The sequence below is a fragment of the Streptomyces brasiliensis genome (assembly GCF_014647875.1).
Lineage (GTDB): Bacteria > Actinomycetota > Actinomycetes > Streptomycetales > Streptomycetaceae > Streptomyces > Streptomyces brasiliensis.
In genome coordinates, this window is record NZ_BMQA01000043.1 from 34218 (window position 1) to 47462 (window position 13245).

Below are 13245 nucleotides of genomic sequence, written 5' to 3' on the forward strand. Positions count from 1 at the left end.
GCAGCCCAACCACCCAAGCGACCCTGCGAAAAGGGCGAAACTCGAGAGAGGATCATCGGTAGCATCCGGCGTGAGGCCCTCGATCACATCCCCCTTCATGGGCGAGGCCCACGCCCGACAGGTCCTGGCCACCTACAAGAAGCACTACAACGCCCATCGGCCTCATCGGGCCCGCAGTCAGCTGCCACCCGACTCGGTCCAACACCCGCCACCGTGCACGACTTCGATACGCGCAGACTTCTACGCAGCCGCGTCCTCGGCGGCGTCATCAACGAGTACCGCTACGCGACCTGAGTGGCAACGATGACTCTCCGAGCCCCACAGGGTGTTGTTGACCAGGGCGTGGGCCGATGGCGGCCGCCGGAGCAGCATCTCGGCCGTGGAGCGACCGCTCGCCCCGGCCAGCGGGTGCGGGCCGGGGCGATGGTCAGGTGCCGTATGCCGCTGCGAGGCGTCAGGCGTCGCGGCGGGGGCGCTGGAGGGTGAAGGTTTCGAAGGGCTTCATTTCGCCCTGGGTGCCGGTCACGTCGTAGTACGTGACCGTGATCGTGGTCAGGCCGCCGGGCTTGCCCGGGTCCACATCGAAGGAGGCGAAGCCGTAGGAGTTGGCGGCGTCGCGGACCGCCGACCAGGGGGCGTCCTCGCGGGTGTAGACCGGGGAGCGTTTACCGGTGCTGGAGTCCGGGGCGGTGACCGAGGTGATCACCCGGCAGGCCGGCGGGTTGAAGAACAGCTGGTTGGAGGGGGCCGAGGTGCCGCCGCCGCCGATCACCATGTGCACGGTGCCCTGGGTGGTGTCGATGACGTCGGTCCGGGTGGCGGCCGGGATCGGGGTCAGCGTGGCATTCTGCTGCTGTCCGCGGACGGGGTGCGAGCGCTCGTAGTGGTGCTCGTGGCCGCAGACCACCAGGTCCACGCCATACCGGTCGAACAGCGGCAGCCACTCCTGGCGGATTCCCAGGTCGGCGCCGTTGAACTGGTCGGCGGTGCTGATCGCGACCTGGTGCATGCAGACCACGATCCAGTCGATGCCGCGGTCCGCGCGGGCGGCCTTCAGCTCCTTCTCCAGCCACTTCTTCTGCGCACCGCCGGAGTAGCCGCGCACATAGCTGTTGCCGCCGTCCTGGTAGCAGACGTCGTCGTTGGCGAGGAAGATCACCTTCACCGAACCGGCGGTCATCGAGTACCACAGGCCGCGGGTGGTGTCGCTCTGGCCGTCCTGCCGCGGCAGGGCGAAGTAGGTCTGGAAGGCCTGGTAGCCGATCGGGCCGTTGCCGAGCTCGTTCTCGTGGTTGCCCGGGGCCGGCATCCAGGGGCGGAAGCGGGCGCTGCGCGTGTTGTTGTCCCAGAAGTCGGACCAGGTGCGCACCCGGTCGGTGGCCAGGTTGGCGTAGCACAGGTCGCCGTTGAACAGGTGGAAGAGCGGACGCACCCGCTCCACGCCGGCGGGCAGGTTGCCGGCCGCCGGGCTGCCCAGGTTGTCGTTGACATAGGTGCCGTTGGACAGCTTGCCCAGGGTCGGGGTGCCCTGGTCGCCGAAGCTGGTGAAACGCAGCGCGGTGCGGCCCCTGGGCGCGGTGGTGAAGGACCCGAACTCCGGCTGGGCGCCGTCGTGGGCAGCCAGGTAGACGTGGTCCGTGTCCGGGCGCAGGCCGGTCAGGTGAGCGTGGTGGGCGTAGACGTCCTGGCCCGACTTGGCATCGGTGTAGCTGACCGTTTCCGCGCCGAAGGTGTGGGTGTACGCGCCCTTGGCGTTGCCGAGCAGCACCCGCGCGTTCTTCACCGGCCGCAGGGTGTGCCAGGAGACGACCACCTCGGCGGACGCGTCCGAACCGAACTGCAGGTGCAGGCCATTGACCGCGGGGGTGTTCACCGGGTCGGCGGCCGGCACGCCCAGCACCGAGGCCGGGCCGTCCCCCCCGGCCTGTGCCGGGGTCTTGTCCTGCGCGGCTGCGGCGGCGGGGCCAGCGCCCAGCAGTGGGCCGACCGCGAGGGTCGCACCGGCGACCCCGGTGGCGGTGAGTACGCCGCGGCGCGACATGAACGATGCAAACAGCTTTTCGTCAGAATTCACGGCCGTACGTTCCCGCCACAACCGTGACGGCAGGTGAGCGCGCAGCGAATGGAACGTGAACCTTGCGCCCTTGAGCCACCGCTCGGCGGCGAGCCCTTCCGCACTTCCACCCACCGCACCGACACCGGTGTGACTCACTTCCAGGACGGTGTGACCAGGGACTACGCCGTCGCACTGGACGGCGCCGGAGTGCACTGGATCAGCCGCGACGGCCTTGTCTGGGCAGTACGCGAACAGGAGGCCCTCGAGGCCGTTGCGAAGGACGGCGGTGGTGTCGGCGGGCCCGTCGCCTCCCCCATGCAATCGGAGCGATCAATTCCAGCCTCTTCACTTTGGGCTACCGACGAAGCGCAGCGTTGTCACTCGACTGAGCGACAACGCTGCATGGAACAGAGGCAGATGGGCTGCCGAGCGAGAATGCACTCGACATCTCAATCGTCTGTAGACACCCTGCAATCAGCCCGCACGCCAACGCCCGGTAGCACCAGCCAGGCCGTCTTCGTACTCTTCTGACTCTGGAACCCCATACGCCCTTGGTCAGTTCATGGACGATGCGCAGGCCGCGCCCGCGTTCGGACAGCAAGGCACACAGCGCCTTCAAACCGCCCCCGCGGTGCTCCTCGACAGGCGCGTACGGTGCCGTCGCCGGGAATGGGGGGACCGCCGGGATTCGTGGGTCATGGTCCTCCACCTCGCAGATGACCTCGGTGCCGGTGCGGCGAAGCCGCAGCTCGTACGGCCCGACCGCGTGCTCGGTGGCGTTGGCCACGAACTCGGAGACCGCCAGGACCACATCGCTAATAACCTCACCGTCGTAGCCGAGCTCGTCAAGGGCACAGCGCAAGGCGACACGGGCCTGCGCCGGGGCATTACAGGTGGTGCTGGTCCAGCGCCACACGACATACGGGGTGGCACCCAGTGGATAGCGTGGGGTCATCGTCGCCCTCCCCGAGCCGCGTGACGCCCCCGTACGACGCACCGGTGGCGACCACGGCCCGGCCGTACGGAATCGCACGCTTCGAGAAGGGCGAACGGGCTGGCCGCCGTCACGGACGGCAACAGCAGCACAGCGGTAAAGAGAATCGGCGCCACGTCAGGGACCTCCCGGCGAACACGGATGGAACGCGACCACGACACCGTGGGTCCGCGAAGAGCGGAATACTGGTCTAACGAGTACTTTCAGGGAGTTTCGAGTAGGTGGCGCTGAGTACCCCAAGAGCCGAGCGGCCGGTTGGCGGGGCGCTTCGACAAGGGCTGGGCGTCTTACGGGGAGTGCGGCTCAGCGCGAGTTCAGCGCCCGTAGCGCCGCGTTGATCACGTTCTGGGCGTCAGCGCCGTAGACCGCGGACTCCTGCAAGGTCTTCCAGACGCGCAAGTAGGTGGCGATGCTGTCGGAGTCGTCGACCCACAGCTCTGCGTGCCAGGTCTCTACCGTCACTAGTCGCTCATCATGGACCCAGAACCCCCCAGTGGGCGGGAGCTTCAACGATGCACCGAAAGGGATGACCCCCAGATGCACGGTGTCCATACCCAGAATTCCGGAAAGCCTGTCGAGCTGCCCACGCAGCACGGAGGGCGGGCAGATCAGGGAGTGCAGCGCTGCCTGACCGATCAAGATCCGGAACCGCCTGTGCGAGTCGTAGAGCAGTTCCTGCCGACGCATACGGACACGCACGGCCTCTTCGGTATCGCGCTTCGAGTGCTGGAGTTCGGCGTAGCGCATGAAGATCGACCGCGCATAGTCGGCGGTCTGGAGGATGCCGGGGACCGTGACACTCTCGAAGCCGTGGACTATGGAGGACCGCTGGTACTCGGATGTGATCGTCTCCTGCACGGGCTGGTGCCCTGCCGCGAGTTGTCGGCGCCATGACCGGATGTGCGATTCAAAGCCGCGCAGCCGGGCGAGGAGTTCGTCGTAGACCTCCGGCTGCCCAGTTGCTTCGGTCCACAGCTTGAGGTCTTCGGGTGTCGCCGTCTGCCTACCGTTCTCCAGCTTGCTGACCTTCGACTTCGGCCAGCCGTGCTGTTCGGCGAGCTGAGTACCGGTGAGACGGCCCCCAGGTGCTGAGAGCCGAAGCTCCCGAAGGCGTACGCCTAGAGCCTCACGCGCCTTCTGGTAGTCCGTGCTCACTGGTACCCCGCCTGCCTATTCCTCCTTCGCGGGCAGCAGGGCCGCGAAGCGCTCGCAGTGGATAGCGTGATGCATCGCGGCGTCACGCAGCATGGAGTACCGGACCACCTCGGCCGGCTCTGTGATCAGTTCGACGTCGACCAGGTTGTCGTCGGCGTCGAAGTTGAGCTGGGCGACGAGCCGCGAATCGAAGATCCAGAAGTCAACGTCTCCGAGTTGCAGCTCCTCGGCGTCGGCCCGCCACAGGTTGCGGATGTCCTCGCCCAGCTCGATGTTCCTCTCCGCGTTGACCATGAGGTAGCGCTGGCCGGCCGTGGGCGGGCTGTCGACGATGAGGGCATCCTCGATGCGCCGGGCCCATGACTGGACGGAACGCTCGGTCATCGGCCACAAAGAGTGGCAGCCGGGCAAGCCCGATCCCATCGGCATCTCCATGGACGGCTTCCGCACCGCGGTCACCAGTGAATGGCAAGCCGACGAGCACCACGGCCGCGGAGGACAAGCTGGAGTACGCCCCGTGCCCCGGAGCCGAATACTTCCGGCCCGAACGCCGGGCGGCCCTGATCCACTTGGCCGGGCCTGGTGCCGACCAGGCACAGAGACATGGCACGTCCGCGGGCTCCGGGAGGGGCGGCGTCGTTGTGGGACGCCGTATAGAGCGCGGCGTGGAAGCGGCGGTGTGCCACCAACTGGAACGTCGAGCTGGAGTAGACCCGCAACGGCGAGAGGTACCGCTTCCTCAGATGGGGACAGTAGTCACTCAAGAAGTTAGTGGTCGTGCCCCCGGTACCGTGTTGCGTCAGCCGGACATTGGGGTGGCGTACGGCTCGATCTCGCAGTGGTCGACCGAGTCGACGAGGCCCTCGCCGACCTTCAGCCTGGCGGTCGCCTTGCCCTTTGTGGGCTCGCCTTGCAAGGCTGGGGCCGGGAGGCACGGGCTTTCGGAATGCAGGTGGGCGGATGTCACTCGGGTCGGGTGTCGGGCAGTGGGGCTCCGGCCTTGCGGAACTGCTCGCGCAGCCCCCAGCCGTAGGTCGCGGCGAGGTCCTCTCCGGCGTAGCACAGGACTTGGTCGCCGTCGTAGGAGCCTTCGCAGGAGTGCAGGCCGTCGAGGACTCCCAGGGCGATGGCCCGGGCGGCGTCGGTCAGGCCGAGGCCGAGTCGGCGGGTGACGTCGTCCTGATACGGGCGCAGGGCGTCTTCGACGAGTCGCCCGGCCGCGTCGTGCGGTTCGACGTAGCCGAAGCCGGGCCGGTATCCGGTGTGCAGGTCGTCGATGTCAAGGGCGAGCAGGGCCGAGCGGACGTCCGCGGCGGTGTCCTCGCGCAGAGCGGACAGCACCCGGTGCGTGGCGGCGGGAGAGTTCCCGGGTGTCCCTGCCGGGGTGAGGAGCGTGAGCGCCAGGCGCTGGGCCTCGGGCAGGAGTTCCGGCCGTGCGGCGAGCAACGCGTCGAGCACGCTGCCCCGTTCGGCAGCGGACAGTGCACGGAAGGCTGCCGCGGCGTCGGCCCGGTTCGCGTCCCGCTGCGGCGCGGGATACCAGCCGATGCCGCCGTTCACGGCGGCGAGGGCCAGTGCCACGGCGTGTTCGCACAAGGCGTCGCGGGATCCACAGTCGCATGCGCTGACCAGTTGGCGGTCGGCCACTCCGACCCAGACCGCGTGCGGCGCCTCCCGGCCGGCGACGACCCCGGCGGCCCCGCCGTCCGCCGCGTCGCACTCCTCCACTGCCCCTTGGCGGTGGAGTTCCTCCCCGGTGCGGAAGGCTGCCGCACCCGCTGTCTGCCGCACGGTCTGCGCGGTCACCTGTGCTGCCATCCGGTCATTCAACCCCACGGCCGGGACCCGGCTCCAGCCGGGGTCATTCACAACAGGGCGGAAACGCGCTGCGCGGTCTCGATCTCGCACCTCAGGAGGGGGATGCGGTGATCCGGCGGCGTTCGCGGACCCCCTGTGCGCGCATCGGCACGTCCGCGCCGATCTTGTCCGCCAGGTCGTGGAGCGCGTCGAGGCCCGGTAGGTCGTTGAGCCCCTTCGTTGTCAGCGCACGCGCCTGCCCGAGGTCACCGCGTGCGAGGGCGAGCCGCGCGCGGAACAGCAGCAGATGGCCGCCGTCCAGTGCCGGATGGACGGCGATCTTGTCGAGCAGGTGACCGGCGTCGTAGTCCGGCAGCCGCTCCAGCAGCATGTCGTGCCAGTCCAGCAGGTCGTCGGCCCGACGCTTTCGCTCGTACCCGGCGGCCGAGTAGCCCAGGCCGCGACGATCCGCCGCTCCCTGCGTCTCGGCGACACGGTCGAGAGCGTCCACGTACTGCTCCGCGCACGCCACCCACGCGTCGGGGGCCGGAAGCAGGCGTTCGAGGACGGCGGCGAGCGGCGTCTCGTGTTCCGGCACCGAGCCGAAGCCTCGGAGCGTCCAGCCGTGGCGGGATTCCCAGCGGACCAGTTGCGGCATGGCACGCTCCGCGAACGCCACCGGGCCGTGACCCTGCAGCATCGTGGTCCACAGCGCGGCAACAGCATCGGAGGCGATGAACTTCGCGGCCTCCATCGGATCGTCGGAGCGGAAGCACTGGTAGGCCTTGCAGTAGCAGGCCAGGTCGACGATGGCCGCGACCGCCTCTTCACCCGGACGCGGATCCTCGGCCGCGAGCGCCTCGCGGGCCGCCTGGGCGTGACGGCGGAAGGTGAACCGCCAGCCCGACCGCGCCTTGGGGCTCACCTCGCGCCCTCCGCCGAGATAGGCACCTGCGCGGGCCAGGCCCACGAACTCCCGCACCTCCGCCAACACCTGCTGCGGGTTGGCGGGTTGGGCCTTCGTGCGGGCCCTGGGGACGCTCGCCACGGGCGCGATCTCCGCCTCGATCCGCTCCCGCACGGGCGCGGCACCGCGCCAGTACAGGTTCCACAGCGCCTTCCGCAACCGCTCCTCGTCGAGGCCGGCCAGCTGGGCGAAGAACTCTTCGCGGTTCATGCGCTTCACTGCCATGGAGCCGGAGGATACCGTCCGGCGCGCGGTCGCCGTCCAACCCCTTGCCGGTTTCGGCGTCGTCGGCGCACGCGTGCACGGTGTTCTCGTTGACCACCGCTGCCATGTGGGCACGGTAGCCATGCGGGCATGGGGGAGGTATCCCGCCGACGGCCGGGCGGGCGGTCGGCGCTGCCCACTACGCTCGGTGCGCGAAGCGTTGACACGACGGACGGTACGAGGTGCAGGCGGTGGGCAAGCGTAACCAGGAGCGGCGGCGCGCCAAGAAGAAGCAGCGGGACGCGCAGCAGCGGCGTGGGACGCCGCGGGAGCGGCCCTACGGGGCGGGGGCGGCCTTCGGGTTCGGCACGTGTGAGTGCGGCGATCCGCTGTGCCCGGGCGGCGGGGGATCTGTGCCGCCGCAACGCGGCCCGCGGACGGTCTCGGACCTGCTGGATGAGGCGATGGTGCGGCTATGTGCGGTGCCAGCGAGGGAGACCGCGCGCCGTGAGGCAGCGCTTGAGCGGGCAGCCGCGCTGTTCACCAAGGCGGGCATGAGCCGTGCGGTGCTGCAGTCGAGCGGCGAGGTGCTGCACGGGCTGTGGCATCGCGGCTGGCAGCCCGCCGATGTGGTGCGCGCTGCGCGCCGGGAGCTCAAGGCGCGGCATGCGCGGATTGCCGCTGATCTCATCGCTGCTGAGCACCGCGCGTACCCGGTCGCGGGGCTGTTTGGGCGCTGGGCGGGGCAGTTGGCCGATGTGTCGGCCGAGGTGTGGTGGGGCGAGGACGACGCCTATCTGCAGGGCGCGGCGGCGCGTGAGAAGTGCGAGGCGAGGGTGCTGGGGCGGGCGGTCGTGGAGCTGTTGGAGCTGCTGAGCGGGCTGCCTGAGGTGCCGCAGTTGATGCCCGCGCCGTGTGAGGCCGGCGGCGCTGCGGTTGCGAGCGGCGGCGGGGCGGAGGTGCCGCTGCTCGCCAAGATCCGGGCGCTGTTGGCGAAGGCCGAGTCGACCCGGTTCCCCGAGGAGGCGGAGGCGCTCACGGCCAAGGCGCAGCAGTTGATGGCCCAGCACAGCATCGACGCGGCGCTGCTGGCCGCCGAGCGGGGAGATCGGCAGGTGCCCGGCGGGGTGCGGGTCGCGGTGGACAGCCCGTACGAAGAGCCGAAGGCGATCTTGCTGCAGGCGGTGGCGGAGGCCAACCGGTGCCGCACGGTGTGGTCGAGGCATCTGGGCTTTTCCACCGTGGTCGGCTTCGCATCCGATGTGGAGGCGGTGGAGTTGCTGTACACCTCGCTGCTGGTGCAGGCGCAGTCGGCGCTGCAGGCGGCCGGGGCGCGCACATACGGCGACGGGGCCTCGCGCACCCGCTCCTTCCGGCAGTCGTTCTTGGTGGCCTACGCGACCCGGATTGACCAGCGGCTGGGGCGGGTCACCGAGCAGGCCACCGAGGCGGCGAGCGATGGGGGCCGCGGGGCCGCGCTGCTGCCCGTGCTGGCCTCCCGGGCCGAGGCGGTGGACGATCGGGTCGACGAGCTGTTCGGCGAACTGTCGTACCAGCACAGTTCGGTGCACGCACGCGACCGCGAGGGCTGGGCCCACGGCACCGCCGCAGCCGACCGAGCAGAGCTGCACGGGCAGGCCGACGCGCTGCGCTGACGCGGCGTTGATGGCCTCGACCAGCACGCCGTGTCCACGATGATCACCTGACGGGGTTCGCGGGCCTGCTGGATAGCCCACGGGGCGGTGACATTGCGGGTGACGCCGGCAATGTGCGCCGTGTGCGGTCCAGAATATTCGGGCCAGCCCGCGACCAAGCGCATTCAGCGTTGCTCGCCCAAGACCCAAGGTCGGGAAGTTAAGGCTGGCTGGGGCGCTGTCCAGGCGAGGGTGGATACGCGCTGACCTGGGAGTACATGCGGAACGGGACCGCTGGTAGATCTTGGGACGTCCTCACAAGACAGTCCGAGATCCAGAGCAGAGGTCCCGTTGCCCGGCCAGTGTGCCACCATCACCATCACCCTCACCCGTACCAGCACGGTCGCCGCCGGGGTTTACGCCCCGGGCCATCTGGGTGAGTTGACGCAAGTCGTCCCCTTCGAGCTGGTCGACGCCGTGCTGGAGGAGACCGGCCGCACCCAGCAGCGGCTGCGCGCTCTGCCCTCACGCGTCGGCGTGTACTGCCTGCTCGCCCTCGCCCTGTTCCCCGACCGTAGCTACCAGGGCGTCTGGCACCAACTCACCGCCGCCCTCGGCGACCTGTCGCTCCCGCAGGTGTCGACCACCGCGCTTCGGCACCTGCGCCGCCGCCTCACCCCGCCCCGCTCAAGCTCCTGTTCTAGACCCTGGCCGGACCGCTGGCCCAGCCCACCACACCCGGCGTGCGCTACCGGCACTTCCACACCGTCGCCTTCGACGGCTGCTCCTCGGTCAAAACCCCGGACAGCGAACGCGCCCGGGGCTGGCTCGGCAAGATCCGCCACCGGCTCGCCTGGGCCGGCTACCCCACCGTCCAACTGATGGCACTGGTCGAAACCGGCACCCGCGGCCTGCTCGGCGCCTGCCTCGGCCCCAGCAGCGTCGGCGAGACCGGCTACGCCAAGCGCCTGCTGCCGCTGCTGAACCGCGAACACCTTCTGCTGACCGACCGGGCCTTCGACAGCAACACCTTCCTTGCCCAGGTCGCCGCCACCGGCGCCCAGTTCCTGGCCCGCTGCAAGTCCACCCGCCGCCCGCCTGTGCTCCGTGTCCTGTCCGACGGCTCGTACCTGTCCCGCTTCGGGGAGCTGACGGTGCGCGTCATCGAGGCCGACATCGTCTGCGTCCTCGCGGACGGAACCCACGTCGGCGGGCGCTACCGCCTGGCCACCACCCTGCTGGACCCCGCAACTGACCCCGCCGAACGTCTGACCAGGCTCTATGCCGAAAGGTGGGAGATCGAATCGGCGTTCTTCGCCCTGCGCTCCACCCTCATGGCGGGCCGGGTCCTGCGCTCGGGCGACCGGTTCGGCATCGAACAGGAACTGTGGGCCGCCCTCGCCCTCTACCAGGCGCTTCGCACCGCCATGGTCGACGCCGTCGAGTCCCGCCCGGGCACCGACCCCGACCGCGCCGGCTTCACCACCGCCCTGCAGACCGCCCGCAACCAGGTCGTCCTCGCCGCCGGGATCGCCCCCGAGCACCCGCAGCTGGTCGTCACAATCGGCGCTGCGGTCCTGGAGAACCTGCTGCCCGCCCGCCGCCCGCGCATCAGTGCCCGCAAGGTCAAGTCCCCGATCTCGCGCTACCACGCCTTCAAGGGCCAGGCCCGGCCCCAGGCCTCCACCCCGGTGACCGCCATCGAGATCACCATCCACGACCGCACCAGCGCCCCGCCCACACCGCCCAGCACCCTCCCGCCACCGGCCGAAGAGGACAACGGACATGAAATCACGGAGAGTTCACCTACCGACACGACCTCCGAAGAACACGAATCGGCAGACCCAGGCGGCCGCATCACGCTCGTTCTCGCCGTGCTCGCCAGCCGCCCCGGCGAGCCCTGGCACGCCCGCGACGTCGCCCGCCTCCTCGGCGTCACCAACCTCAACAGCTTCCGCGTCCAGATGTCCCAATGGGCCCACCGCGGCCTGATCCACAAGACCGGACCCGCCACCTACGCCCTCGCCTGCTGACCACGACCGGCCTCGACACCGACCACAAGATTCTTAACTTCCCAGCCTTGGGTCTTGGCCAGCGAGTTGAAGGTGATCGCCCCGTAGCCAACGAAGGCCAGGGTGACGTACTCGAGCGGCAGTCCTGGTGCCAGCGCGGCGATCAGGATCACCGACCCCCAGCCGAGGGCCGAGAAGCGCTCATCCCCGATCTCGTGCCGCGCGAGCACCTGGTGAACGCCGTCAGCCTCAACTCGGTGACGATCAACGTCGCCCGCATCGTCGGCGCGGCCTTCGGCGGTCTCGTCGCCACCGTGCTGGGTCTCGCGCTCTGCTTCGGGCTCAACGGGCTCTCGTTCTTCGTCGTGGTCGCGATGCTGCTGATGATGCGCGGGAACGAGATCAGCCAGCACCGGCGTGAGACGCCCCGCAAGGGCCAGATCCGGGAAGGCTTCGCCTACGTCGTCCGTACTCCCGAGCCCCGATGAAGAAGAGCCGGTAGTTGCGTGTGCGGAGCGAGTCGAACCTAGCGGCTCGAAACCCGCGCAGAGGCGCCCTGGACGGCGGAGACATCGTTCTCTTCTCGCGGGTGGACGACGCAGACCGTTTCGGGTCCGTCGTGCTGCGCCGGGGCCTGTAGCCGGGGGGCCGCATGGGCGATTGAGCGTGACCGGGCGTGGCGTAAGCGGCGCAAGACGGGGGGCCGGCCGCTCGGGGGGACACGTGACCCTGAACCTCGACAGGCGGCCGAGATCCACAGCAGGCGGCCCTTTCTCGTCGGTCAGAGCGAGGAAGTGCAGGCAGTGGCGTTTGTGTTTCCCGGAGTAGTTGCGTCGGTTGCTGCGTCCGGTGCGGCGGACGGTGGGGATCAGGGTGCCGTCGATCAGGACGACTTCGCCGCCGCGCCGGGCGACTTTCCGCAGGGCGCGGTCCAGGCGGGGCGCCTGGGCGGCGAGCAGGGCCAGGAGTTCGTCACGCCAAATGGTGGATCTTCAATGTACGGCGACGTGCCGCCAGACTCGCCCAGCAGCGCCGCGCCGACCTGGACACCCTCGACATGCGCTGGTGACGTCACATAGTCAACTCATCAGCGCACCAGGCGCAGCGCTGGGCGCAGGAAGGGCGGCAGTAGTTCGGAGGCGACGTGGACGCCACCAGCAACGGTGACATCCGATGCGACGGAGCGCACTGTGAGACTTTCCGCGTTCGGCCGGTAGGCGCGGGCGCGCAGCGCCTGTTCGAAGCGGTCGACGAAGAGTGTGCTGCCGTCGGTGAAGCTATTGCCGCCGAAGTAGACGACGGAGGGGTTGATCACGTTGACCATCCACGACACGGCCAGGGCGAGCCGCTCCGCGGCCTGGTCGATCATCTCGGGCACGCCTTGGTCCGTCGTTCGCTCGATCTCGGCGAGCGTCGCGGTGACGGGGCCGCCGGTGAGCCGGCCGTACTCCTCGCGAAGATAGCGGGCCGAGGTGACCGCCTCGACGCAGCCGCGCCGCCCACACCGGCACAGCGAGTCCAGGCCGGGCAGCACGCAGTGCCCCAGCTCGCCGGCGCTCCCGGTCGCTCCTTCGATGAGCCGGCCCTGGACCGTGGAGGCACCGCCCACCCCCATGCCGACATAGACCAGGGAGGCGGAGCCCACCTGCCCCGGTTCCCGGGCCAGGCCGCCGATCAGGGCCGCGGCGACGATGTTGACCACGCCGACTGGGACGCCCATGAGGTCCGACAGGGCCTCGCCGACAGGGAGATCCTGCCACTCGCTGTGGCGGACGAGCGTCCACAGTCCGTGCGCCCGGTCGATCGATCCGGGCAGGCTCATCGCGACCGAGCCCAGCGGGCCCAGATGTGGGTTGGCTTCCCGCAGTTCCGTGATCTGGTGGGCGATCCGTTCCATCAGCACGGTCCAGGGTTTCTCCTCGCTCCAGGACGGCTCGATGCTGCGGGCCACCACGGTGCCGGTGAGGTCGGCGAGGACAGCCTCCAGTTGCCCGGCGCGGGGCCTGATCGCCGCCACCACGCGGGCGTCGGCCCGGAAGTGGAGCACCGATCCGGGTCGTCCGCCGCCGGCGGGAGTGCGCGCCTCCCCGGGCTCAGTCACCCAGCCCTCCGCCAGCAGCCGTTGCACCACCGCCATGATGGTGGGCCGGGTGAGTCCGCTGGCTCGGCACAGGTCGGCGCGGGTCATGCCGCCGTTCTCACGCAGCAGGGTGCACAGGGCGGCGACGTTCGCCTCCCTGATGTCCGCGGTCGAGATCCGGTCGGCAGCGGTGGTGAGGGCTGGGGCAGGTGCGTCCACGACGGAAAGCCTACGTGCCCGGCGTAGCGCGGGAACGGTCGCGGGAGGCGGTACGCGCATGCCAAGTGCGGTCCGGGCTGGCTCCGGTACCCGCTTCCGGCAAGGTCCCCTCCCCCGGAAGCTCCTG

The 13245-nt window shown here is 69.8% G+C and carries 11 protein-coding genes and 2 pseudogenes; 5 read left to right on the top strand and 8 right to left on the bottom strand.

Annotated elements, in window-relative coordinates:
• Positions 1-70: 70 nt before the first annotated feature.
• Complete coding sequence (locus IEZ19_RS51465) at positions 71-307, top strand: integrase core domain-containing protein (RefSeq protein WP_373297115.1); 237 nt, start codon at positions 71-73, stop codon at positions 305-307.
• A 147-nt stretch (positions 308-454) separates the two neighbouring features.
• Here the strand turns inward: IEZ19_RS51465 and IEZ19_RS37120 are convergent, their stop codons facing one another.
• The 6 genes and pseudogenes from IEZ19_RS37120 to IEZ19_RS51475 form a co-directional block, all read right to left on the bottom strand.
• A complete protein-coding gene (locus IEZ19_RS37120; protein ID WP_308429052.1) occupies positions 455-2074 on the bottom strand; it encodes a purple acid phosphatase family protein in 1620 nt (539 codons plus the stop codon).
• A gap of 337 nt (positions 2075-2411) precedes the next feature.
• Positions 2412-3011 (bottom strand): ATP-binding protein, encoded by a 600-nt coding sequence (locus tag IEZ19_RS37125; RefSeq protein WP_189315798.1) that lies wholly within the window; start codon positions 3009-3011, stop codon positions 2412-2414.
• A 342-nt stretch (positions 3012-3353) separates the two neighbouring features.
• Positions 3354-4205 carry a helix-turn-helix domain-containing protein gene (locus tag IEZ19_RS37130; protein ID WP_189315799.1) on the bottom strand — a complete coding sequence of 284 codons (852 nt, stop codon included), beginning with the start codon at positions 4203-4205 and terminating at the stop codon, positions 3354-3356.
• Between the two features lie 15 nt (positions 4206-4220).
• A pseudogene (locus IEZ19_RS37135) lies at positions 4221-4595 on the bottom strand (DUF6879 family protein); the annotation flags it as partial.
• A gap of 573 nt (positions 4596-5168) precedes the next feature.
• A complete protein-coding gene (locus IEZ19_RS37140) occupies positions 5169-6023 on the bottom strand; it encodes a hypothetical protein (RefSeq protein ID WP_189315800.1) in 855 nt (284 codons plus the stop codon).
• A gap of 91 nt (positions 6024-6114) precedes the next feature.
• Positions 6115-7194 carry a hypothetical protein gene (locus IEZ19_RS51475; RefSeq protein ID WP_229841263.1) on the bottom strand — a complete coding sequence of 360 codons (1080 nt, stop codon included), beginning with the start codon at positions 7192-7194 and terminating at the stop codon, positions 6115-6117.
• 230 nt (positions 7195-7424) lie between these two features.
• Between IEZ19_RS51475 and IEZ19_RS37150 the strand changes: the two genes are divergently transcribed.
• The 3 genes and pseudogenes from IEZ19_RS37150 (at position 7425) to IEZ19_RS37155 (ending at position 10840) form a co-directional block, all read left to right on the top strand.
• Positions 7425-8828: a DUF2786 domain-containing protein gene (locus tag IEZ19_RS37150; RefSeq protein WP_189315801.1), complete on the top strand. Its 1404-nt coding sequence runs from the start codon at positions 7425-7427 to the stop codon at positions 8826-8828.
• 456 nt (positions 8829-9284) lie between these two features.
• Positions 9285-9425, top strand: a pseudogene (locus IEZ19_RS51480) (transposase domain-containing protein); the annotation flags it as partial.
• 125 nt (positions 9426-9550) lie between these two features.
• Positions 9551-10840: a transposase gene (locus tag IEZ19_RS37155; RefSeq protein WP_229841269.1), complete on the top strand. Its 1290-nt coding sequence runs from the start codon at positions 9551-9553 to the stop codon at positions 10838-10840.
• Here IEZ19_RS37155 and IEZ19_RS37160 read toward each other — a convergent pair.
• Complete coding sequence (locus IEZ19_RS37160) at positions 10822-11049, bottom strand: hypothetical protein (RefSeq protein ID WP_189315802.1); 228 nt, start codon at positions 11047-11049, stop codon at positions 10822-10824. The two genes, IEZ19_RS37155 and IEZ19_RS37160, sit on opposite strands and share 19 nt — an antisense overlap.
• Here IEZ19_RS37160 and IEZ19_RS37165 point away from each other — a divergent pair.
• Positions 11035-11307 carry an MFS transporter gene (locus IEZ19_RS37165; protein WP_189315803.1) on the top strand — a complete coding sequence of 91 codons (273 nt, stop codon included), beginning with the start codon at positions 11035-11037 and terminating at the stop codon, positions 11305-11307. The genes IEZ19_RS37160 and IEZ19_RS37165 overlap by 15 nt on opposite strands.
• A gap of 599 nt (positions 11308-11906) precedes the next feature.
• On the opposite strand, the gene IEZ19_RS37170 is transcribed toward IEZ19_RS37165, so the two are convergent.
• The gene (locus IEZ19_RS37170; protein WP_189315804.1) at positions 11907-13118 is read right to left on the bottom strand and encodes an ROK family transcriptional regulator; all 1212 of its coding nucleotides are present in this window, start codon (positions 13116-13118) and stop codon (positions 11907-11909) included.
• Positions 13119-13245: the final 127 nt, after the last annotated feature.